Genomic DNA, 22,035 nt, shown 5'->3' with positions numbered 1-22,035 from the left:
TCCGTTCGGGTCGTGCGGATCAGAAGACGAGGCCGTTGTGCTGGAAGAACCACAGTGCGGAGGTGAGCCAGACGCCGACCAGCCCGGCGAAGAGCGCCCCGCCCGCGACCGGAATCACCCACCCGGGCAGCCCGCGCCGGGTGAGCAGCAGCATCTTGGCGACGAAGGCGCCGTAGAAGAAGCAGCCGAACAGCGAGTGTGCCAGCACCCGCGGCTCGCCGTGCTGGAAACCGAGCGCGTACAGGCAGTGCACCGCCACCGGCGTCGCGGCCAGCACCGCGAGCCGCCCGGACCAGGCGTGCGCCGCGCCGAGCCAGCCCGGCGCGGTGAAGCCGGGAATCCGCCCGTACATGGCCGCGGCCGAGCCGAGCTGGAACACCGCGAGCAGCGTCGCCAGCGTCGCCAGCCAGGACTTCACCGAGACCGGGCTGGAGAACCCGGCGACGTTCACCGAGAAGAACCGGGGTTCGTGCAGGGCGCCGTACGCCCCGAGCACCACCGCGACAGCGGCGCCGATCAGGACGGCACCGGCGATCACCACCGCGGGCGAACCGGTGCGCTGCTCAGTCGGCACTGTCCCCACCTCCGATCCGGGTCGCGGTGGCGGGCAGCGGCCCGGCCGGTGCGGTCGTGCCGTCGGGGCCGCGGCCCACGCCGGTCACCCCGCCGGCGCCGTCCACGATCCAGCTCTGCCTGACCCCGCCGTCGGTGGCGGCGTAGAGCCCGGCCGCTCCGGCGACGACCGGCGCGGTGAACTCCCAGCTCTTGTCGCCGATCCAGAGCGTGCCCCGCACCGCGCCGCCGCCCGCCCTGCCCTCCAGCCGGGCCCCGTTCTTCCCTTCCAGCCGGGCGACGTCGTCGACCACCCGGCCCTGCAACCAGGTCTCAACCGCAGCGCCGTCGCAGGCGTACGCGGTGACCGCGCCCTCCGCGACGGTGATCGCCAGCGTGAGCGGCGGCCCGGCGGCCCTGGTGATGGTGCCGACGTAATCCGCCTTGGCGGGGAACGGGACACCGGGCGTAACCGGGCTCGGGGCCGGGACGGCTGTTGTGGGGGGCACCACCGCCGCGGCGGGCGACGTCGCCGCGGCGGGCGCCGGTTCCTCCTTGGACATATTGACGCCGAGCAGGGCCAGGCCCAGCACGGCGGCCGCTGCGAGGGTCAGCAGCGGGCCACGACGTGTCATCGTTCGCTCCTCGATCGGGGTGGACGAGCGCGGTCCTCCCGGTGCGGGCACCGGTACCGCGTTTCGCCCCGACTACGGCGCGGCGGCCCCGCACGGTTCACCGCGCGCCGGAATCCGCTGTGAATCCGGCGTGTCGTCGGCGTGTCCCCGAAAAGCGAAGGGACCCGGCTGCCCCTCATCGGCAGCCGGGTCCCGCGCGAAACGATCAGTCGCCCTAGGCCTCCGCGATGGCGGTGAAGACGGTCGGGTCGACCAGGGTGCTGGTGTCGCCCAGCTCCCTGCCCTCGGCGACATCGCGCAGCAGCCTGCGCATGATCTTGCCGCTGCGGGTCTTGGGCAGCTCGGGGACCACGTGGATCTCGCGCGGCCGGGCGATCGGGCTGATCTCCCGCGCCACGTGTTGGCCGAGCTCGGCGGTGAGCGCCTGCCCGGTGTTCTCGGTGGTGGCGGTGAGGATGACGAAGGCGACGATGGCCTGCCCGGTGGTGGCGTCGCTCGCCCCCACCACCGCCGCCTCGGCCACTCCGGAGTGCCCGACCAGCGCGGATTCCACCTCGGCGGTGGAGATGCGGTGGCCGGAGACGTTCATGACGTCGTCCACCCGGCCGAGCACCCAGAGGTCGCCGTCCGGGTCGAGGCGGGCGCCGTCACCGGCGAAGTACCAGCCCCGCTCGGCGTAGCGCTCCCAGTAGGTCTCCTGGAAGCGCTGGTCGTCGCCCCACACCCCGCGCAGCATGGCGGGCCACGGCTGGTCCAGCACCAGGTAGCCGTTGGCCTCGGTCTCGCCGCGCAGCACGGCATTGCCCTCCTCGTCCACCACCCGCGCGGAGATCCCCGGCAGCGGGGTCATGGCGGCGCCCGGTTTGGCGGCGGTGACGCCGGGCAGCGGGGAGATCATGATGGCGCCGGTCTCGGTCTGCCACCAGGTGTCCACGATCGGGGTCCTGCCGTGCCCGATCACCTCCCGGTACCAGCGCCACGCCTCCGGGTTGATCGGCTCGCCGACGCTGCCGAGCACGCGCAGCGAGCTCAGGTCGTGCGCGTCCGGGATCTGCCTGCCCCACTTCATGAAGGTGCGGATGAGGGTGGGCGCGGTGTAGTAGATGCTGACGCCGTAGCGGTCGATGATGTCGAAGTGCCGGTGCTCGTCCGGCGAGTTCGGCGTGCCCTCGTACACCACCTGGGTGGCGCCGTTCGCCAGCGGCCCGTAGACGATGTAGGTGTGCCCGGTGACCCAGCCGATATCGGCGGTGCACCAGTAGACGTCGCGCTCCGGCTTCAGGTCGAAGACGTGGTGGTGGGTGTAGGCGGCCTGGGTGAGGTAGCCGCCGCTGGTGTGCAGGATGCCCTTGGGCTTCCCGGTGGTGCCGGAGGTGTAGAGGATGAAGAGCGGGTGCTCGCTGTCGAAGGACCGCGGGGTGTGCTCGGCGGGCTGCCGCTGCACGGTGTCGTGCCACCAGTGGTCGCGGCCCTCGGTCATCGGGGTGTCCTGGCCGGTGCGGCGCACCACCAGCACGTTCTCGACGGTGTGGCCCGGGGCCGAGAGTGCCTCGTCGACAGCGGGTTTGAGCCCGGCCGGGGTGCCGCGGCGGAACTGGCCGTCGGTGGTGACGACCAGGCGGGCCGCGGCGTCGTCCACCCGGGAGCGGAGCGCCGTCGGGGAGAAGCCGGCGAAGACCACGGAGTGGGTGAGGCCGAGGCGGGCGCAGGCCAGCATGGTGATGATCGCCTCCGGGATCATCGGCATGTACACCGCCACCCGGTCACCCGCCACCAGACCCAGGGTTTCGAAATGGTTCGCCGCACGGGAGACCTCGGCGAGGAGGTCAGCGTAGGTGAGGTCGCGGGTGTCGCCGGGCTCCCCGACGAAGTGGATCGCGACTCTATCGCCGCGGCCTTCGTGGACGTGGCGGTCCACGCAGTTGTAGGCCACGTTCAGGCGGCCGCCGGTGAACCACTGGGCGAAGGGGGCGTTCGACCAGTCGAGGACGTCGGTCCACCGCTGCTCCCAGTGCAGCCGGTCCGCCTGCTCGGCCCAGAAGGCGAGCCGGTCCGCCTGGGCACGTTCGGCCAGTTCCGGGCCCGCGTTCGCGGCCGCGGCGAACTCCGCCGTCGGCGCGTAGGTGGTTGGCAGCTCGGGTGCGCTGGTCACGAGGGATTCCTTTCTAACGCCGCAAGCGGCTTCGTCAGTGGGGGCGTTGGCGGCGCATCGGCGGCTTCCGGCCACTTGCCGCCGCGAAACGGCTGGGTTCGGTGTCGCGCACCGGGATCGGGGCGTCGGAACGCGCGCGGGCGACACTGCCGCACGCCGGAACGCGCCGCGCGAGGTGTTCCGCGCGGCGCGTGACCGGGATCAGTGCGAGATGGCCTTCTCGGCGCCGACGCCGGTGAGCGACCGCACCTCCATCTCGATCGCCTTGGCCGGATCCTCGTCGTCCTTGCCGAGGAAGGTGCCGACGATGCCCAGCACGAAGGCCAGCGGGATGGAGACGATGCCGGGGTTCGACAGCGGGAACCAGTCGAAATCGGCGTCCGGCAGCATGGCCGTCGGGCCGCCGGAGACGGCGGGGGAGAAGACGATCAGCACGATCGTCGAGATCAGCCCGCCGTACATGCTGCACAGCGCGCCGGTGGTGTTGAACCGCCGCCAGAACAGCGAGTACAGGATGGTCGGCAGGTTCGCCGCCGCCGCCACCGCGAAGGCCAGCGCCACCAGGAAGGCGATGTTCTGGCCATTGGCCAGGATGCCGAGCCCGATGGCGAGCACCCCGATCACCACCGCGGTGATCCGCGAGACCCGCACCTGCTTGCGCTCGTCCACCTGGCCCTTCTTGATCACGCTCGCGTAGATGTCGTGCGCGAACGAGGCCGACGCGGTGATGGTGAGCCCGGCGACCACCGCGAGAATGGTCGCGAAGGCCACCGCGGAGATGATGCCGAGCAGCACGACGCCGCCGAGTTCGAAGGCGAGCAGCGGGGCCGCCGAGTTCTGCCCGCCCGCGGCGGCCAGGATCCGGTCCGGGCCGACGATGGCCGCGGCGCCGTACCCGAGCACCAGGGTGAACAGGTAGAAGGCGCCGATCAGGGCGATGGCCCAGACCACCGAGCGCCGCGCCTCCTTGGCGGTGGGCACCGTGTAGAAGCGCATGAGCACGTGCGGCAGCCCCGCCGTGCCGAGGACCAGCGCCAGGCCGAGCGAGACGAAGTTCAGCTTCGAGGTCTCGCTGCCGCCGTACTGCGCGCCGGGCGCGAGCACGTCGCGCGCGGCGACCTTGGCGTTGGCCGACCCGCTGACCGCCTCCTGCGCGCCGCCGAGGATGTCGGAGAGGTTGAAGCCGAACTTGGCGAACACCATGACCGTCATCAGCGCGGCGCCGGTGATCAGCAGCACCGCCTTGATGATCTGCACCCACGTGGTGCCCTTCATGCCGCCGACCAGCACGTAGACGATCATCAGGATGCCGACCACCGCGATCACCACCGACTGCCCGGCCCGATCGGAGATGTCGAGCAGCAGCGCCACCAGGCCGCCCGCGCCCGCCATCTGCGCGAGCAGGTAGAAGAGCGAGACGGCGAGCGTGGTGAGCGCGGCCGCGGTGCGCACCGGGCCCTGCTTCAGCCGGAAGCTGAGCACGTCGGCCATGGTGAACTTGCCGGTATTGCGCAGCATCTCGGCGACCAGCAGCAGCGCGACCAGCCAGGCTACAAGGAAGCCGATGGAGTACAGGAAGCCGTCGTAGCCGTAGACCGCGATGGCGCCCGCGATGCCGAGGAAGGACGCCGCCGAGAGGTAGTCGCCGGCGATGGCGATGCCGTTCTGCGGGCCGGAGAAGCCGCGGCCGCCGGTGAAGTAGTCGGCGGCGGTGGCATTGTTGCGGCTGGCCCGGATCACCACCACCATCGTCACCGCGACGAAGATCGCGAAGATGGCGATATTCGCGGCGGGGTTGCCGACGGTGGTCGAGGCGGCCAGCAGGGAGGTGGTGTTCACGCCCGGTCTCCTTCCAGCTCCGTGCGGATGGCGGCCGCGCGCGGGTCGAGTTCACGGTTGGCGAACCGCACGTAGAGCCCGGTGATCAGGAAGGTGGTGACGAACTGGGCGAGGCCGAGCAGCAGCCCGACATTGATATTGCCGAACACCGTCGTCGCCATGAAGTCGTGCGCGTAGGCGCCGAGCAGCACGTAGGCGAGGTACCAGGTCAGGAAGAGCGCGGAGACGGGGAACACGAAGCGCCGCAGACGGCTTCGCAGCTCCTGGAACTGAGGGCTGGAGTGCGCCGCGGCGAACTCGGCCTGGGTCGGCGGCTGTCCGCCGCCGAGGTCGGTACTGGTCATCCGGGGGAGTCCTGTCGTGTGACGTGGCTGACAGCGGATGACCGTAACTCCGGGGCGGGGCCGCCGGGGCCTGTGTCGCAGGTCACTCCGTGAAGGGGTGTGATGGTGCGGTGAGCGGTCGGCGGGGCGCGGCGAGCGGTCAGCGTCCGGCGGGGCCGGGTGGCTCGGTTCCGAGGGTTCGGCCGACCGCGAGATCGCCCGCGGCCGGGCCGGGCAGGGAAGCGACCGCACCGTGCTGCTCGGGGCCGGATTCGCTGCTCCCGGCGCCCATTCCGTGCTCGCGGTCCGCGCCCATGCCGAGCTTCTCCGGCGCGTGCATGCGCACGAAGATGCGCCCGACCGCGCGCGTGTCCTGCCCGCGGGTCACCAGGCTCACCACGACCATGGTGGCGAAGGCGATCGGCACGCTGACCGCCGCCGGGTAGCCGATGATGTCCGCGGGCCAGCCACCCGCCCACCCGGCGGCGACGCCGCCCGTCACCGAGACCACGGTGGCCGCACCGGCTGTGAGCCCGCCCGCGGTGAGCCCCGCGGCGGCGCCCGCCGCGGTCAGCCCGCGCCACCAGATGCCGAGCACCAGCAGCGGGCAGAGCGTGGAGGCCGCCACCGAGAAGGCGAGCGCCACCGTCCGGGAGAGGTCGAGCGAGACCACGGTGAGCGAGAGCAGCAGCGGCACCACCCCGGCCACCACCGCCGCGAACCGGAAGTCGCGGACCCGCCCGCGCAGCACGTCGGTGCCGAGCACCCCCGCGATGCCGACCAGCAGCCCGGACGAGGTCGAGAGGAACGCCGCGATCGCCCCCGCCGCCGCCAGCGCCGCCAGCAGCCGGCCGGGCAGCCCGCTCAGCACCGCGCCGGGCAGCAGCACCACCGCCGCGTCCGAGGTGCCGGTGATCAGCAGCTGCGGCACGTACAGCCGGGCGAAGACCCCGAGCAGCACCGGGAACAGGTAGAAGACGCCGAGCAGCCCGATCACCGCGAGCGCGGTGGCGCGCGCGGCCCTGCCGTCCGGGTTGGTGTAGAAGCGGACCAGCACGTGCGGCAGCCCCATGGTGCCGAGGAAGGTCGCGATGATCAGCGAATACACCTGGTAGGTCGGGTGCGTGCCGCCGAACCCGCCGCCGGGCAGCAGCCAGCCCGCGCCGTCCGCGGGCGCACCCGCCACCACCGGGACCGCGCTGCCCGGCTCCAGCACCAGGTCGGTGCCTGCCCCGAGTTCGTGGTCGCCCGGGGTGAGCTCGACCGGTCCGTCCACCGCGGCGCCGTCCAGCGTGCCGCGCACCGTGACCGGGGTCACCCCGGCCACCTGCACCACCACGTCGGTGCTGATGTCCACCGTGGTGCGCTCGGCGAGCACCGGCGGCGCCGGCGCGCCGAGCGGCCGGTCCTCGGCCAGGAAGTGCCCGGCCAGCACCAGCGCGGGCAGCGCCACGGCGGTGAGTTTGAGCCAGTACTGGAAGGCCTGCACCAGCGTGGCCGAGCGCATGCCGCCGCCCGCCACGTTGCCGATCACGATCACCCCGACCGCCACCGCGCCCACCCACCCCGGCCAGCCGAGCAGGATCCGCAGCGTCAGCCCGGCGCCCTGGAACTGCGGGATCAGGTACACCGCGCAGACCAGCACCACCACCACCGCGGCCAGCCTGCGCAGCCGCGCCGAGCCGAGCCGGAACTCCGCGAAATCCGGCACCGTGTAGGCGCCCGAGCGGCGCAGCGGCGCGGCCACGAAGAGCAGCAGCCCCAGGTACCCCGCGGTGAACCCGACCGGGTACCAGAGCGCGTCCGCGCCGTACTTGGCGATCAGCCCCGCGACGCCGAGAAACGAGGCGGCGGAGAGGTACTCGCCGGAGATGGCGGCGGCGTTCCAGCGCGGGCCGACGCTGCGGCTGGCGACCAGGAAGTCGGAGGTGGTGCGCGCCAGCCGCACCCCGTACACCCCCAGCGCCACCGTGACCAGCGCCGCGAGCAGCAGCGCGGCCACGGTGAGCAGCGGGGCGGTGCCTGGCACCTCAGTCCCCGGCCAGTTCCAGGAAGTCCTGCTCGTTGCGCTCGGCCAGCCCCCGGTACAGCCGCCCCGCCCCGTAGAGCAGCGGATACGCCACCGCGCCGAGCAGCAGCCAGGGCAGCCGCACCCCGAACACCGTGAACGTGGCGGGCCCGCCCGCGGCGAAGAGCATGGGCAGCGCGCCGAGCCCGAGCGTCACGATCAGCCCGATCCGCAGTGCCAGCCCGAGCTGGGCCCGGATCAGCCCGTTGATCAGCGCCGCGCCGATCTCGGTCTGCTCGGCGACCTCGCTGCGGGTGCGCACCCGGCGGGCGCCGCGCCGCTCGGCCAGCACCACCCGCTGCCGCTGTGCCGCCGGGCGCTGCGGTCCCTCGCGCGGTGTCGCCGGGCGCTGCGGGCCGGTCACCGGCCGGTCCAGTTCTGCCGCGGGCCGTGCACCAGGCGGTTCTTCAGCTCGCGCAGCTGCCTGCGGCTCACCGGCAGCTCCACCGCCGCGGCCTCGCCCTCGGCGCGCAGGCACACCAGCGTCGCGCCGCCCGCCGTGCGCAACCCGGTGACCAGCCGCAGCGCGATCAGGTAGGAGCGGTGCACGCGCAGGAAACCCGCGTCCCGCCAGCGGGTCTCCAGCGCGGAGAGCGGAATCCGGACCAGGTGCGAGCCCGCGCTGGTGTGCAGCCTGGCGTAGTCGCCGTCGGCCTCCACCCAGTTCACGCTGCTCCGGTGCACCAGCGTGGTGACCCCGCCCAGCTCCACCGGGATCACCTCGGCCGGGTCGGCGCGCTGCGCGGCGGCCGGCGGCGCGGCGGCCGAGCGGGCGGCCCCGATCCGGCGCACCGCCTCCGCCAGCCGCTCCGTGCGCAGCGGTTTGAGCAGGTAGTCCACCGCGCCCAGGTCGAAGGCGGCGACCGCGCGGTCGTCGTGCGCCGTCACGAAGACCACCGCGGGCGGGTGCGCGAACTCGGCGAGGATGCCGGCCAGCTCCATTCCGTCCAGCCCCGGCATATTGATGTCCAGGAAGACCGCGTCCACCGGATGCTGCCGGAGCAGCCGCAGCGCCGCCGTCGACTCCCTGGCCGCGTGGATCTCGCCCACCCCCGGCTGCGCCCGCAGCAGGTAGACCAGCTCGTCCAGAGCGGGTTTCTCGTCGTCGACGGCGAGCACGCGCAGGGCGGCGCCGGGCGGGGTGGTGGCGGTCACAGCGGTCTCATCGTAGAAGAATCCGCCGTCACACCCGCACGCCCGGGCGGAACTTGGGCACCCGCAGGCTCACCTTGGTCCCCGCGCCCGGCGCCGTCTCCACCACCAGCCCGTAGTCGTTGCCGAAGGCCGCGCGCAGCCGATCGTCCACATTCGACAGCCCCACGTGCGCCGACTCGCCGGTGGTGACGGCATCCAGCTCACCGGAGCGGAGCAGCTCCGGGTCCATGCCTGCGCCGTCGTCCTCCACGCTGATCAGGCACTCCGTCCCCGCGTCGGCCGCCACGATGCTCACCGTCCCCGACCCGGTGAGCCCGTGCCGCACCGCGTTCTCCACCAGCGGCTGCAGCGCCAGGAACGGGAGCACCACCCCCAGCACCTCCGGCGCCACCCGCAGCCGCACCTGCAGCGCGTCCCCGAACCGGGCCCGCTCCAGCGCCAGGTACCGCTCGATATTGCGCAGCTCGTCGGCGAGCACCGTGAACTCGCCCGCCGCCCGGAAGGAGTAGCGGGTGAAATCGGCGAACTCCAGGATCAGCTCGCGCGCCCGATCCGGGTCGGTGCGCACGAACGAGGCGATGGTGTTCAGCGCGTTGTAGATGAAGTGCGGGCTGATCTGCGCGCGCAGCGCCCGCACCTCGGCCCGGTCCAGCCGGGCCCGCGAGGCGTCCAGCTCGGCCAGTTGCAGCTGGCCGCAGGCGTACCGCGCCACCTCCGCCAGCGCGCCGAGCGTGCCGGGGCCCGGCCGCTCCTCGGTGACCACGCCGAGCACGCCGGTGACCTCGTTGTCCGGCAGCAGCATGGGCTGGGCCACCAGCGTCCGCCCCGCCTGCTCGCCCGGGCCCGCCACGAGCACCGCGCGGCCGCCGGCCGCCGCTCGGGCCGCCGCCTCGGCGAAGGTCGCGCCGAGGGTCGCGTGCGGGCCGTCCCACGCCAGCACCGCCCCCGCGGCGTCCGCCACCCCCAGCGCCGCGCCCCCGATCAGCGCCCGCAGGTGCGGAGCCGCCTCCGCCGCCGACTCCGCGGTCAGCCCCCGCCGCAGCGGGACCGCCGCCAGCGCCGCCGTGTGCAGGGCGGAGTGCACCGCTCGTTCGGCGGGGGTGGTGACCACGCGGCGGGTGCGGGGCCACAGGAGCAGGGCGCCGGCCAGGAGGGCCGCCGCCACCACGAGTGCCACCGCGGTGGTGTTCATCGGGCGGGTTCCATGGGGTCGATTATGCGGTTCGCTCCCAGGTGCCCCGGGGAGCAGCCGGTGTCGGCCGCGCGCTTCGGATCCGGTTTACTCCACCCCCACCCGGGGCAATCCTCCCCAGCCCCTCCCACCGACCCGAGAAGGCCCCGATGAGATCAGCCAGACCCGTGCTCGCCGTACTGGCCACCGCCGTGCTCGCGACGGCCGCGCTGGTCGTCTTCGCCACCCCCGCGGTAGCGAACCCCGCCACCACCGGCGGCCCGTTCACCCCCGCGGTCGCGCTCACCGACGGGCCGTGCGTGGCTTACGTGGACACCGCGGTCACCGGTGACGCCTACCCGGAGCACGCGGCGTTCACCGTGGCGGCGACGCTGGTCGGCGTGGGCCCGTGCGCCTTGCCGGTCACGCTGACCTGGCGCAATGTCGACACCGGGGAGACCGGCGTGGTGACGAAGACGGCCAAGGGGCCGGGGTACTGGAGCACCAGCGGGCGGGACGCGCTGTTCCACGCCGGGATCGGCCGCTTCGAGGGCACCGTGACGATCGGCCCGGCGCACCTGCCGGAGCCGGGCACCGTCGACTTCACCGTCACCCGCTACCAGGGCTGACCAAGCCGGGCGGCGGGGCACGTCGAATCCGGAGCGGCGGACGGTGCCGGATTCGAGCCCCGGCATCGCCCGCCGCTCGAAAATCCGGTGCGCCCGGCCGCGCCCCGGCGCTACCGTCCGCGGGTGATCGATTACTTCGGGGAGGCGGTCGCCGCGACGTACGACCGGAATTCGGTGGAGCGGTTCGCGCCGGAGCTGGTCGAGTCCATCGTCGCCGTGCTGGCCGAGCTGGCCGGTGACGGCAGGGCACTGGAACTCGGGGTCGGGACCGGCCGGATCGCGCTGCCGCTGGCCGCGCGCGGAGTCCCGGTGCACGGCATCGAACTCTCGGCGGCCATGGTCGCCCGGCTGCGGGCGAAGCCGGGCGGCGCCGGGATCGGCGTTACTCTCGGGGATTTCGCGAGCACCAACGTGGGCGCCGATTTCACGCTCGCCTACCTGGTCTTCAACACCATCATGAACCTGACCACCCAGGACGCCCAGGTCGCCTGCTTCCGCGCCGTCGCCGAGCAGCTCGCGCCCGGCGGCTGCTTCCTCGTCGAGGTCATGGTGCCGGAGCTGCGCAAACTGCCCGCCGGGCAGACCGCGGTCCCCTTCGGCTTCGGCCCGGAGCGGTGGGCCTACTCGGACTACGACCCCGCGACCCAGTCGGTGATCTGCCACTACCTCGATACCGGGCGCGGTACGCACCGCAGCGTCCCGTTCCGCTACGTCTGGCCCGCCGAGCTCGACCTCATGGCGCGGCTGGCCGGGCTCGAGCTGCGGCACCGGTGGGCGGATTGGGAGCGTCGGCCGTTCACGGGGGAGAGTGCGCAGCACGTCTCGGTCTGGGCGAAGCCGGATTCAGGAGATGGCCCACGCCGGTAGCGGTTCGGTCCGCGCGGACCACTCGGCGGGCAGGCCGGGGTCGGCCGCGAGCACGCCGCCGACGATCGCGCAGGTCGTATCCACGTCGCCGCCCGCTGCCGCCGCGGTCCACCACGCCTCGGTCACCCGGCCGCGGTGGCGGGCGGCGAGCCACAGGCAGTACGGGACGGTGTCCAGGGCGCGACACTCCTGCCCGGTTCCCAGTTCCGCCGCGGCCGTTGCGGGTTCGGCGAATCGAGCGGTCAGGATGCGGTCCCGCACCGCCCCGGGCGGGGTCCGCTCGGCAACCGCGGTGAGCAGCGCTTCCCCGCCCAACCCCGGCTCGGCGACGACGAGCGCGGCCGCAACGGCCACCGCGACCGCCCCCGCGATGCCCTCCGGATGCGCATGTGTGACCTCCGCGGCGGCAGCCGCCTGCCCCGCGACCCGATCCGGATCGTCGGCGAAGTACGCGCCGAGCGGCGCGATCCGCATCGCCGCGCCGTTGCCCCGGGACCCCGCCCCGCCCCCGACCCGCGGCGCCAGCTCGCGCCAGTCCGTGCCGTCCCGGCGCATGAGCCGGAGAATTCGCGTGGTGCCCGGTCCGTAGCGGCGGTAGATGTCGTAGTGCTCGGCGAACGACCGCGCGAGCGCGTCCTGCTCCACCTGCCCGTGCCGCAGCAGGATGCGATACACCGAGCAGGCCATCTCGGTGTCGTCGGTCCACAACCACGGCCCCGGGGGCAGCGAGCGCGTCGCGAGGGCTGCCCGCCCGAGCGGGTCGGTGAAGCAGGAGCCGAAGCCGTCACCCGTCGCCAACCCGCGCAGCGCTGTCACCGCTCGTTCGTCCCGCTCGATCCGCACGTCGCACCCCGTCAGGCGGCGAAGACGGCGCGGACGACGGATTCGTCCCCGTCGATCTCGAGCAGGCCGAGCGCACGGGCATCGCCGAGGGTGACGGCGCCGGCGGCGAGTCCCAGTAGGTAGGCGGGTTCGGCGCGGACGGTGGCGGCGAGAACACGCCCGTCGCGCGGACCGATCTCGAATCCGGAGTCCGTCGCGCGCAGTTGCAGCGGCGCCTCCCCGATATCGATGCCGATCGCCGCCGGGGAGCGCACCTCGACCCGGGCACCGAGCAGCGCGGGGACGGCGAGCGCGAGCCACTCGGAGCGGAAGGTGTCGTCCCCGGGGCCGCGCGTCATCAGCGGGGTCGACCAGCGGATCAGGCTCTCGATCGGACCCCGCAGCTCGGTGCCCCACGGTGTCAGGACGTACTCGACCACGCTGCCCGTGCCCGCGAGGCGCCGCTCCACCACGCCCGCCGTCTCGAGGTCGCGGAGCCGGTCGGCGAGCAGGTTGGTGGCGATGCCGGGCAGGCCGTCGAGCAGGTCGCGGTAGCGGGCGGGGGCGATGAGCAGCTGGCGGACGACGAGCAGGTTCCAGCGATCACCCACGACCTCGAGGGAGCGGGCGAGCCCGCAGAACTGTCCGTAGCTACGCATCGGCTTCCTCGCTTGAAATTCTCAAGTGTGTATGACAAATTCAAGCATAGGTTCGGGCCGAGACACAAAGGGGCAACCATGACCGATCGCATCGAGAGCGCGCGGCCCGCCTGGGTCGACGACGCCCTGTTCCCGTTCGAGAGCCGTTTCCTCGAGATCGACGGGCACACCGTGCACTACGTCGACGAGGGATCGGGGCCGGTGCTGCTTTTCCTGCACGGCAATCCGACCTGGTCGTTCCTGTGGCGCGAGGTCATCGTCGCGCTGCGCACCGACTTCCGGTGCATCGCCGTCGACTACCCGGGCTTCGGGCTGTCGACGGCGGCGCCCGGGTACCGCTACCTCCCCGAGGAGCACGCGGAGGTGGTCACCGCGTTCCTCGGCGAACTGGCCCTCGAGGGGGTCACCCTGGTCGGGCAGGACTGGGGCGGCATGATCGGCCTGGCCGCGGCGCAGCGGCGACCGGGCGTGGTCGAGCGGCTGGTGCTCGCGAACACCTGGGCCTGGCCCGTCAACGGCATCCCGCACTTCGAGGCCTTCTCCCGCATAGTCGGCGGCGCGCCCGCCCGCTTCCTGATCGAGCGGTTCAACCTGCTGGTCAGCGCCTTCATCCCGACGGGCCACCGGCGGCGCACGCCAACCGCGGCCGAGATGGAGCACTACCGCCGGGCGCTGGACACCCGCGAGCGGCGCGGGGCCTCCGCCGTGCTGCCGCGCCGGGTGCTCGGCAGCCGGGCCTTCTTCGCCGAGGTCGAGGCGGGGCTGCCCGCGCTCGCGCAGCTGCCGACCCTGATCGTTTGGGGCGACGCCGATATCGCCTTCCGTCCCCGCGAGCGGGCCCGGCTGGAGGCGACCTTCCCCGAGCACACGACCGTGATCGTCGAGGGGGCCGGGACGTATGTCGAGTCCGACGCCCCCGAGGAGTTCGTCGCCGCGCTCCGCGACTGGGCGCCGCTGCGCGCGGACCCCGCTCAGCTCTGACAGACTGGATAGACCGCGGCGGGATGGCAGTGCCCGGGGCAGGCGAGCAGGTAGACCATATTGCCGAGCAGGAACCCGTCGTCGAAGGCGATCGCCTCGTCCGCCTGCCGGGTGCGGTGCCGGTAGCCGCCGAAGTCGTAGTTCTCCGCGACCTGGCACAGGAACACCAGGTCGGCGCCGCAGGGGCAGCGCAGGTGCTCGGCGCCCTGGAACCAGTGGGGGGTGCCGCCGACCTTGAAGTCCTGGAGCGGCCCGTCGTACCCGGGGTGATCGTCCTCGTCCACCGCGCGCTCCAGTGTGAGCCGGTGCGGGTGCAGGTAGGGGTCGAACTCGGCGAGCTCGGTGGCGTTGCGCTGCAGCAGGATTCGCCAGTGCGCGTGAGCGTTGGCGGGCGGGTGGTCCCAGAACTCCGGCGGGAGCTGCCCGGCGGCCTGGAAGCAGGCGTCGCTCTCGACCGGGCACTGGAATACCAGGAGCTGATCGCCGGCGAAGTGCGCGATGTCGGCGGGGACGCGGAGCTGGAAGTAGAGCGCCATCCGGGCCCCGCACGGGCACACCGGCCACGGCTGGCCAGGGTCGAGGACGGGCCAGCCGCCGATGGTGTCGAGATCGCCGGCGGTGGCGGGTTCGCCGTCGGCTCGGATGATGTAGGTGTGCGCGTCCACGGTCTGCTCCCTTCGGGCGGGGTCCACCCTGGCAGGCGCGGTGATGCGGCGCGAACCCGGGCGCGGAAAGATCCTCGCCGCGCGCTCGGGCCTACCCGGCTCCTGGTCGAGGCGCCGCTGATCGGCGGCGCCCCGGCCCGCGCTCAGCCCTCGTCGAGGCTCAGCACGACCAGCGGAATCGGCCGCCCCGCCTTGGACTGGAAATCCGCGAGCAACGGATTCTCGGCCAGTACCCAGGCCGCGAACTCGGCGTACTCGGCACCTTGGAGCACCCGGCCGGTGGCGCGGTGCGTCCGGTCCCCGAGCTCGACGGTGACCTGCGGGTTCGCCTTGATGTTGTGCCACCAGGCGGGGTACCTGTCCTCGACGAACGAGCTCACGTACAGGGTGTCGCCCCGGTAGAGGGGGCCGAGTGGGGTCGTGTGCTGCTTGCCGCTCCTGGCGCCGGTGGTGGTGAGCAGGATGAGGTCGCCGCCGGCGTAGGCGCCGCCCACCCTGCCCGAGTTCGCCCGGAACTCCGTGATCACGTCGCCGTTCCAGCCGGCGATGCTGCCCTCCTGGTCCCATGCCTGGTTCCAGGGGGCGCTCGGGTCGTTGTAGTCGGTGATGTCGGTATCGCTCATGAAACGAGTATGTCGAGGTCTTAGGTCAGTTCCGGTCCTAAGTGCGACGGCTTATCAAGATTGCGAACACAGCCGCTCCCTTAGCACGGGGGTGTGACAGACTCGAAAGTATGTTCGAGTGGATCTGGCGATGAGCGCTCGCGACCGGCTCGACCCGGAGCGCCTGGCCGCTATGTCGAAGGCCGAGCGAGTGGCGGCGCTGCGCGACGTCATCGACCGGGTCCCGGCCGCCGCGCGCACCCCGGTGCTCGCGGTCCCCCCGGCGCTCGGCCCGATCTTTCCGGGCGGCGGGCTGGCCAAGGGGTCCACCGTGACCTACGCCGGGACCAGTGCGGTACTGCTCGGGTTGCTGGCCGCTGTCACGGCGGACGGCGCGTGGGCCGCGCTGGTCGGCGGCGGGCGGCGCGGGCTGCTCGCCTTCCACGAGATGGGGGGTGCGCTGGAGCGGCTCGCCGTCATCCGGGATCCGGGGCGGGATCCGCTCGGCGTGGTGGCGGCGCTGACCGACGGAATCGACCTGGTCGTGCTGGACCACCGGGTCGACATCCCACCCGCTCGGGCCAGGACCCTGGCGGGGCGGGTACGCAGTCAAGGTGCTGTGTTGGTGATCGCCGGGCAGGACTGGCCGCACCCGGACCTGCGGATTCGCAGTCACCTGGCGGGGGCGCACGGCCTCGGCGCGGGGCGCGGGCGGCTCAAGGGGCTGGAGGTGGAGGTGGCGGCGCAGGACCGGACCGGCCGGGTGCGGGAGATCACCGCGGTGCTGGACGGGGTGGGCGGGCGCACCGGCTGGACCGCCGCGGAGGAACCGCGCGGCGCCGCCGCGCAGCCGCCGGTCACCGATCAGCGGACAGGATGAGAGCCGTGTCGGCACCCGGCCGGGGGACCGGAGCGCGGCCGCGCCGGATGTCGCCACCCGGCCGAGCGGACCGGAGCGCGGCCGCTGCCGGATGTTCGCCGAGGTGTCGCGCGGCAACCGGGCGCGGCCCGAATCGGGGCCATTTCCGACGCGCCGAAGGCGACGCGCCGGGATGCATATCGGCCGTCCCGCGGCGTCGGCGGGGCGGCTCGCACCGGCCGCGGCCGACGCCTAAACTCGGCCACTCGGGCCGGATCGACGGCGGGGCGGCACGCCTCCTCGCCGGAACGAGCGCGTCCCGATCCCGTCGCGACCCTGGGAGGTAGGACCGTCTTGGCCGAGTCCGGTTTCGTTCACCTGCACAACCACACCGAGTACTCGATGCTCGACGGCGCGGCCAAGATCTCGCCGCTCTTCGCCGAGGCGAACCGGCTCGGGATGACCGCGGTTGGCATGACGGACCACGGCAACATGTACGGCGCCTCCGAGTTCTACAACTCGGCGAAGAAGGCCGGGATCAAACCCATCATCGGGATCGAGGCGTACATCGCGCCCGCCTCCCGCTTCGACACCAAGCGGGTGCTGTGGGGCGATCCGAGCCAGAAGGGCGACGACGTCTCCGGCTCCGGCGCCTACACCCACATGACGATGGTCGCGGAGAACGCGACCGGGCTGCGGAACCTGTTCAAGCTCTCCAGCCTGGCCTCGATCGAGGGCCAGCTCGGCAAGTGGGCGCGGATGGACGAGGAGATCATCGCCGCGCACGCCGAGGGCATCATCGCCACCACCGGCTGCCCGTCCGGCGAGGTGCAGACCAGGCTGCGGCTCGGCCACGAGCGCGAGGCGCTGGAGGCGGCGGCCAAGTGGCAGGAGATCTTCGGCCCGGAGAACTTCTTCCTCGAGGTGATGGACCACGGCCTCTCGATCGAGCGCCGGGTGCGCGAGGGGCTGCTGATGATCAGCGAGCAGCTCGGCATCCCGCCGATCGCCACCAACGACTGCCACTACGTCACCAAGGACCAGTCCACCAACCACGAGGCGCTGCTCTGCATCCAGACCGGCAAGACGCTCTCCGACCCGACCCGGTTCAAGTTCGACGGCGACGGCTACTACCTCAAGTCGGCCGCCGAGATGCGCGCCATCTGGGACGCCGAGGTGCCCGGCGCCTGTGACAACACGGTGCTCATCGGCGAGCGGGTGCAGTCCTACGACGAGGTCTGGCAGCACCGCGACCGGATGCCGGTCTTCCCGGTGCCCGAGGGCGAGACCGAGGCCACCTGGCTACGCAAGGAGGTCGCCCGCGGCCTGGACCAGCGCTTCCCGAACGGGGTGCCGCGCGAGTACGCCGATCGGGCCGACTACGAGATCAGCGTCATCCTGGAGATGGGCTTCCCGGCCTACTTCCTGGTCGTCGGCGACCTGATCAAGCACGCCCGCGAGGTCGGCATCCGGGTCGGCCCCGGCCGCGGCTCGGCGGCCGGTTCGCTGGTCGCCTACGCCCTGCACATCACGAATATCGACCCGATCCCGCACGGCCTGCTCTTCGAGCGCTTCCTGAACCCCGAGCGCGTCTCGATGCCCGATATCGATATCGACTTCGACGATCGCCGCCGCGGCGAGATGGTGCGCTACGCCACCGAGCAGTGGGGCACCGACAAGGTCGCCCAGGTGATCACCTTCGGCACCATCAAGACCAAGGCCGCGATCAAGGACTCGGCGCGGGTGCTCTTCGGCCAGCCTGGCTTCGCCATCGCCGACCAGATCACCAAGGCGCTGCCGCCGCCGATCATGGCCAAGGACATCTCGGTCTCCGGGATCACCGACCCGAACCACGAGCGGTACAAGGAGGCCGCCGAGGTCCGCCAGCTGATCGACACCAACCCGGATATCGCCAAGATCTACGAGACGGCGCGCGGCCTGGAGGGGCTGATCCGGAACGCGGGCGTGCACGCCTGCGCGGTGATCATGTCCTCGGAGCCGCTCACCGACGCCATCCCGGTCTGGCGGCGGGCCCAGGACGGCGCCATCATCACCGGCTGGGATTACCCGTCCTGCGAGGCCATCGGCCTGCTCAAGATGGACTTCCTCGGGCTGCGCAACCTCACCGTGCTCGGCGACGCCATCGACAACGCCAAGCTCAACCGCGGTATCGAGATCGACCTGGACGCCCTGCCGCTGGACGACGAGCCCACCTACAAGCTGCTCCAGCGCGGCGACACCCTCGGCGTCTTCCAGCTCGACGGCGGCCCCATGCGCGACCTGCTGCGCCGCATGCAGCCCACCGCCTTCGAGGACATCGTGGCCGTCGGTGCGCTCTACCGCCCCGGCCCGATGGGCATGAACGCGCACAACGACTACGCGGATCGGAAGAACGGGCGGCAGGAGGTCAAGCCGATCCACCCGGAGCTGGCCGAGCCGCTGAAGGAGATCCTGGGCGAGACCTACGGCCTGATCGTGTACCAGGAGCAGATCATGCACGTCGCGCAGAAGGTCGCCGGGTACTCGCTCGGCCGCGCCGATATCCTGCGCCGCGCCATGGGCAAGAAGAAGGCCGAGGTGCTGGCCGCGGAGTTCGAGGGCTTCGAGGCGGGCATGCAGGCCAACGGCTACTCCAAGGCCGCCATCAAGGCGCTCTGGGACACCATCCTCCCGTTCGCCGGCTACGCCTTCAACAAGTCGCACGCCGCCGCCTACGGCCTGGTCTCCTACTGGACCGCCTACTTCAAGGCGAACTACCCCGCCGAGTACATGGCGGCGCTGCTCACCAGCGTCGGCGACGACAAGGACAAGGCCGCCGTCTACCTCTCGGACTGCCGCAGGCTCGGCGTGCACGTGCTGCCGCCGGACGTGAACGAATCCGAGCTGAACTTCGCCTCGGTCGGCACCGACGTGCGGTTCGGGCTCGGCGCGGTGCGCAATGTCGGCGCCAACGTGGTGGCCTCGATCCTGCAGGCGCGCAAGGAGAAGTCGAAGTACACCGACTTCTCCGACTACCTGAACAAGATCGATACCGTCGCCTGCACCAAGAAGGTCACCGAGTCGCTGATCAAGGCGGGCGCCTTCGACTCGCTCGGGCACCCGCGCAAGGGGCTGCTGCTCATCCACTCGGACGCCATCGACGCGGTGATGACCACCAAGAAGGCCGAGGCGATCGGGCAGTTCGACCTCTTCGGCGGGATGGACGCCGACGAGTCGATCACCTCGATCTTCAATGTCGCGGTGCCGGACGACGAGTGGGAGTCCAAGCACCGGCTGGCGCTGGAGCGGGAGATGCTCGGGCTCTACGTCTCCGGGCACCCGCTGAACGGCGTCGAGCACGTGCTGGCGGCGCAGGCCGACACTCAGATCCCGGCCATCCTGGAGGGTGACCTCAAGGACGGCACCCAGGTGACCGTCGGCGGCATCCTGGCCTCGGTGAACCGCCGGGTCAACAAGAACGGCCTGGCCTGGGCCTCGGCCCAGCTGGAGGATCTGACCGGCGGCATCGAGGTGCTCTTCTTCCCGCAGTCGTACCAGCTCTACGGCATGGACGTGGTCGAGGACGCCATCGTGCTGGTGAAGGCCAGGGTCAGCGTCCGCGACGACCGGGTCTCGCTGATCGCCAACGACCTCGCGGTGCCGGATCTCTCCGCCATCGGCGTCGCCAAGCCGCTCGCCGTCACGGTGACCACCCGGATGTGCACGCCGGACAAGATCGGCGAGCTCAAGCGGGTGCTCGGCAGGCACCCGGGCACCGCCGACGTGCACCTGCGGCACGTCGGCGCCAGGGACAAGACGACGCTGCTCAAGCTCGACGACAGCCTGCGGGTCTCGCCCTCCTCGGCGCTCATGGGCGATCTCAAGGCGCTGCTCGGCCCCGGCTGCCTGGCGAGCTGAGCCACATCGGGAGGCGCGTCGCCCCCCGGCTGCGCAGTGCCCGCGCCCTGCGGCGACACGCAGCGCGAATACCGAGGTGACCAGGACTTTCGGCCCTATTGTTGGGGTCGTTCGTCCTGATCTCGGCTCGTGTGGTGGAGGTGTGGGCATGGCGGTCGCCGGTTCGATCCGGTCCGGTTTCGCGCGCTGCGCGGCGGCCGGGGTGGCGGTGCTGCTGCTGGCCGCACCGGTGGGGGCGGCGCCGCTCCGGCAGGACGCGCAGTTCCCGCTCCCCGCGCTCGGGCTGACCGCGGCGCAGACCTTCGACGGCCGGGACGACGTGGTCACGCTGGTGGTCCCGGTGCCGCCGGGCATGGCGCCGGCCACGCTGCGCGGCACCCTCCAGGTCGCCCCGGACGCCGGGACCGGGCGGATCGATCTCGAGGTGCAGGGCCGGGTGGCCGGCTCGATCGAGGTGCCGCCGGGCAGCTCGACGCTCCCGGTGAGCCTCCCGCTGGCGGGGGTGCCGGTGCTGAACGGCGCCGCCACCGTCACCCTGCACTCGCACCTGACCGACATGGGCCAGGGCTGGTGCGCGCCCGACCCCACCGGCACGCTCACCCTGGTGGACGCGAGCGTCGACTACACCGGGGACGAGGCGCAGCCGGGGGTGATCGCGGACTTCCTGCCGCCGGTGCTGAACCGGCTCACGCTCTACCTGCCCGCCACCCCGTCGGCGGACGAGACCGCCGCCGCGCTGGAGCTCGGCACCGCCGTGGTGGCCAGGTACGCCAACCAGACCGTCGCGGTGCAGCTGCGCCCGCTCGGCCCCGGCAATGCCGTCCCGGCCGACCCGCCCGGGCTGCTGGAGCGCCGGGTGGTGATCACCGAGGCGGACACCGCGGGCACCACCCTGCAAACGGGGGCCCCCGGCGGCCCGGTGCTCGCCGTCACCGGCCGCGGCACCGAGCTGCGCACCCAGGCCCGGCTGATCACCAGCAATATGGCCTGGATCGCCGCGGACACCGACGCGGTCGCCGGCTCGCTGGAGCTCGCGCCGCAGCTCGCGTCGGACAGCGTCTCGCTGCGCGACCTCGGCGTCAGCACGCTGAGCGGGACCGGCCCCGGCCGGGTCCGGATCCCGATCGCGGTGGACCAGACCCGGCTCGGCCGCCCCTCCGGGGAGGTGCGGATCCACCTGCGCGGCAACTACACCCCGCTGCCGGAGGTGGCGAACGGCCAGCTCACGGTGGCCGTCGGGGACAGCACGCTGGACCACTGGCCGGTGGAGGGCTCCGGCCGCATCGACCGCTGGATCGACATCCCGGACCGGCTGCTCGGCCGCTTCACCGAGGTCGTGGTCGCGCTGCAGGTCGCGGGGACCGCGGGCTGCGAGGTGGCGCAGCCGGTCACGCTCACCCTCGACCCGGAGAGCACGGTGGAGAGCGTGCGCCGGGTGCCGCCGGTGCCCGGCGGGTTCGAGGCGCTGCCGCAGGCGCTCATGCCCGCCGTCCAGGTCGGGCTGAGCGCGGGCACGCTGGCCGACGCGGACCGCGCGCTCGGGCTGCTCGCCGGATTGCAGCGGATGACGCTGGAGCCGCTGCGCCCGGAGCTGGTCCCACTGGACACCGCGCTGGACTCCGCGAGCCCGGCCGTGCTGATCGCCGCCGACGGCGGGCTCCCGGACTCGCTCGACCTCCCGCTCACCGTGACCGGCCCCACCGTCACCGTCGCCGGCCCCGCGGGCGGCCCCGCGCAGACCGTCGACCTGCCGGGCCAGCGCCTCGGCTCGCTGCAGGCCACCTGGGAGGGCGACCGCATGCTGCTGGTCGCCACCTCCACCGGCGACCCCGCCGCCGCCGACCGGGTGCTGGACTGGCTGCGCGCCGAGCCGGACCGCTGGTACGGGCTGCGCGGCGGCGTCCTGGTGCAGACCGGTGACCGCGAGCCCATCCTGCTGCAGGAGCCGGTCGCGCTGCCCGCCGAGCCGGCCGCCGACGACCACACCGCGCTGCTCGCCGCGGGCGCGGCGCTGCTCGGCATCGGGCTGATCGGCGCCGTCCTGGTGCTGCTCACCCGGGCGCGGCGGAACCCCGGCCACCGGGCGTGAGACGGGCACCGGCCGTGCGCTGCGCACAGGGAGACCGGAAGCCGCCGGGCGGGCTGGGGCCACCCCGCGG

The 22,035-nt window shown here is 72.8% G+C and carries 19 protein-coding genes; 6 read left to right on the top strand and 13 right to left on the bottom strand.

The features are described from left to right. Positions 1-19: 19 nt before the first annotated feature. The 9 genes from AB0H71_RS31585 to AB0H71_RS31545 all read right to left on the bottom strand — a co-directional run bounded on the left by AB0H71_RS31585 (position 20) and on the right by AB0H71_RS31545 (position 9,916). The gene (locus AB0H71_RS31585; RefSeq protein ID WP_357028345.1) at positions 20-574 is read right to left on the bottom strand and encodes a DUF6529 family protein; all 555 of its coding nucleotides are present in this window, start codon (positions 572-574) and stop codon (positions 20-22) included. Next, on the bottom strand, positions 564-1,187 hold the full coding sequence (locus tag AB0H71_RS31580) for a hypothetical protein (protein WP_357028343.1): 624 nt from the start codon (positions 1,185-1,187) through the stop codon (positions 564-566). The genes AB0H71_RS31585 and AB0H71_RS31580 overlap by 11 nt, the downstream gene beginning before the upstream one ends. 214 nt (positions 1,188-1,401) lie before the next feature. Further along, positions 1,402-3,339: an acetate--CoA ligase gene (acs, locus tag AB0H71_RS31575; RefSeq protein ID WP_357028340.1), complete on the bottom strand. Its 1,938-nt coding sequence runs from the start codon at positions 3,337-3,339 to the stop codon at positions 1,402-1,404. Between the two features lie 201 nt (positions 3,340-3,540). Further along, positions 3,541-5,178: a cation acetate symporter gene (locus AB0H71_RS31570; protein WP_357028338.1), complete on the bottom strand. Its 1,638-nt coding sequence runs from the start codon at positions 5,176-5,178 to the stop codon at positions 3,541-3,543. Beyond that, a complete protein-coding gene (locus tag AB0H71_RS31565) occupies positions 5,175-5,522 on the bottom strand; it encodes a DUF485 domain-containing protein (RefSeq protein WP_357028335.1) in 348 nt (115 codons plus the stop codon). The genes AB0H71_RS31570 and AB0H71_RS31565 overlap by 4 nt, the downstream gene beginning before the upstream one ends. A 139-nt stretch (positions 5,523-5,661) precedes the next feature. Next, complete coding sequence (locus AB0H71_RS31560; protein ID WP_357028333.1) at positions 5,662-7,530, bottom strand: cation acetate symporter; 1,869 nt, start codon at positions 7,528-7,530, stop codon at positions 5,662-5,664. A 1-nt stretch (position 7,531) separates the two neighbouring features. Further along, positions 7,532-7,864, bottom strand: a complete 333-nt coding sequence (locus tag AB0H71_RS31555; protein ID WP_357028415.1) for a hypothetical protein — start codon at positions 7,862-7,864, stop codon at positions 7,532-7,534. Positions 7,865-7,929: 65 nt separating this feature from the next. After that, complete coding sequence (locus AB0H71_RS31550; RefSeq protein WP_357028330.1) at positions 7,930-8,724, bottom strand: LytTR family DNA-binding domain-containing protein; 795 nt, start codon at positions 8,722-8,724, stop codon at positions 7,930-7,932. A 28-nt stretch (positions 8,725-8,752) separates the two neighbouring features. Then, positions 8,753-9,916, bottom strand: coding sequence for a histidine kinase (locus tag AB0H71_RS31545; protein WP_357028327.1), 1,164 nt, complete (start codon positions 9,914-9,916; stop codon positions 8,753-8,755). A gap of 149 nt (positions 9,917-10,065) precedes the next feature. Here AB0H71_RS31545 and AB0H71_RS31540 point away from each other — a divergent pair, with 149 nt between their 5' ends. Both AB0H71_RS31540 and AB0H71_RS31535 read left to right on the top strand, forming a co-directional pair. Continuing rightward, positions 10,066-10,524 (top strand): hypothetical protein, encoded by a 459-nt coding sequence (locus AB0H71_RS31540; RefSeq protein ID WP_357028324.1) that lies wholly within the window; start codon positions 10,066-10,068, stop codon positions 10,522-10,524. A gap of 123 nt (positions 10,525-10,647) precedes the next feature. Beyond that, positions 10,648-11,391, top strand: coding sequence for a class I SAM-dependent methyltransferase (locus AB0H71_RS31535; protein ID WP_357028321.1), 744 nt, complete (start codon positions 10,648-10,650; stop codon positions 11,389-11,391). Here AB0H71_RS31535 and AB0H71_RS31530 read toward each other — a convergent pair. Next, positions 11,368-12,207: an ADP-ribosylglycohydrolase family protein gene (locus tag AB0H71_RS31530; RefSeq protein WP_357028318.1), complete on the bottom strand. Its 840-nt coding sequence runs from the start codon at positions 12,205-12,207 to the stop codon at positions 11,368-11,370. The two genes, AB0H71_RS31535 and AB0H71_RS31530, sit on opposite strands and share 24 nt — an antisense overlap. Before the next feature lie 38 nt (positions 12,208-12,245). Then, positions 12,246-12,872, bottom strand: a complete 627-nt coding sequence (locus AB0H71_RS31525) for a helix-turn-helix domain-containing protein (protein WP_357028315.1) — start codon at positions 12,870-12,872, stop codon at positions 12,246-12,248. Between the two features lie 78 nt (positions 12,873-12,950). Here AB0H71_RS31525 and AB0H71_RS31520 point away from each other — a divergent pair, with 78 nt between their 5' ends. Continuing rightward, entirely contained in the window at positions 12,951-13,853 is a 903-nt protein-coding gene (locus AB0H71_RS31520; protein WP_357028312.1) for an alpha/beta fold hydrolase, read from the top strand. On the opposite strand, the gene AB0H71_RS31515 is transcribed toward AB0H71_RS31520, so the two are convergent. Beyond that, entirely contained in the window at positions 13,844-14,518 is a 675-nt protein-coding gene (locus tag AB0H71_RS31515; protein ID WP_357028309.1) for a hypothetical protein, read from the bottom strand. The two genes, AB0H71_RS31520 and AB0H71_RS31515, sit on opposite strands and share 10 nt — an antisense overlap. Positions 14,519-14,661: 143 nt before the next feature. Further along, positions 14,662-15,141, bottom strand: coding sequence for a nitroreductase/quinone reductase family protein (locus tag AB0H71_RS31510; RefSeq protein ID WP_357028306.1), 480 nt, complete (start codon positions 15,139-15,141; stop codon positions 14,662-14,664). Between the two features lie 130 nt (positions 15,142-15,271). On the opposite strand from AB0H71_RS31510, the gene AB0H71_RS31505 reads away from it, so the two are divergent. From AB0H71_RS31505 to AB0H71_RS31495, 3 genes are all read left to right on the top strand, one after another. Continuing rightward, on the top strand, positions 15,272-16,000 hold the full coding sequence (locus tag AB0H71_RS31505) for a hypothetical protein (RefSeq protein WP_357028304.1): 729 nt from the start codon (positions 15,272-15,274) through the stop codon (positions 15,998-16,000). A 333-nt stretch (positions 16,001-16,333) separates the two neighbouring features. After that, positions 16,334-19,876, top strand: coding sequence for a DNA polymerase III subunit alpha (dnaE, locus tag AB0H71_RS31500; RefSeq protein WP_357028301.1), 3,543 nt, complete (start codon positions 16,334-16,336; stop codon positions 19,874-19,876). Positions 19,877-20,024: 148 nt separating this feature from the next. After that, on the top strand, positions 20,025-21,965 hold the full coding sequence (locus AB0H71_RS31495; protein WP_357028298.1) for a cellulose biosynthesis cyclic di-GMP-binding regulatory protein BcsB: 1,941 nt from the start codon (positions 20,025-20,027) through the stop codon (positions 21,963-21,965). Positions 21,966-22,035 lie beyond the last annotated feature (70 nt).

It is taken from the genome of Nocardia sp. NPDC050697, from assembly GCF_040654395.1.
Taxonomy (GTDB): Bacteria; Actinomycetota; Actinomycetes; order Mycobacteriales; family Mycobacteriaceae; genus Nocardia.
This window is presented reverse-complemented; position numbering and strand designations above follow the sequence as displayed.

Bases quoted from the DNA above. Each gene is read 5' to 3' on its own strand.
- AB0H71_RS31510 (WP_357028306.1), bottom strand. From the start codon at position 15,141: ATGAGCGATACCGACATCACCGACTACAACGACCCGAGCGCCCCCTGG.
- AB0H71_RS31505 (WP_357028304.1), top strand. From the start codon at position 15,272: ATGAGCGCTCGCGACCGGCTCGACCCGGAGCGCCTGGCCGCTATGTCG.
- AB0H71_RS31545 (WP_357028327.1), bottom strand. From the start codon at position 9,916: ATGAACACCACCGCGGTGGCACTCGTGGTGGCGGCGGCCCTCCTGGCC.
- AB0H71_RS31520 (WP_357028312.1), top strand. From the start codon at position 12,951: ATGACCGATCGCATCGAGAGCGCGCGGCCCGCCTGGGTCGACGACGCC.
- AB0H71_RS31525 (WP_357028315.1), bottom strand. From the start codon at position 12,872: ATGCGTAGCTACGGACAGTTCTGCGGGCTCGCCCGCTCCCTCGAGGTC.
- AB0H71_RS31540 (WP_357028324.1), top strand. From the start codon at position 10,066: ATGAGATCAGCCAGACCCGTGCTCGCCGTACTGGCCACCGCCGTGCTC.
- AB0H71_RS31565 (WP_357028335.1), bottom strand. From the start codon at position 5,522: ATGACCAGTACCGACCTCGGCGGCGGACAGCCGCCGACCCAGGCCGAG.
- AB0H71_RS31580 (WP_357028343.1), bottom strand. From the start codon at position 1,187: ATGACACGTCGTGGCCCGCTGCTGACCCTCGCAGCGGCCGCCGTGCTG.
- AB0H71_RS31495 (WP_357028298.1), top strand. From the start codon at position 20,025: ATGGCGGTCGCCGGTTCGATCCGGTCCGGTTTCGCGCGCTGCGCGGCG.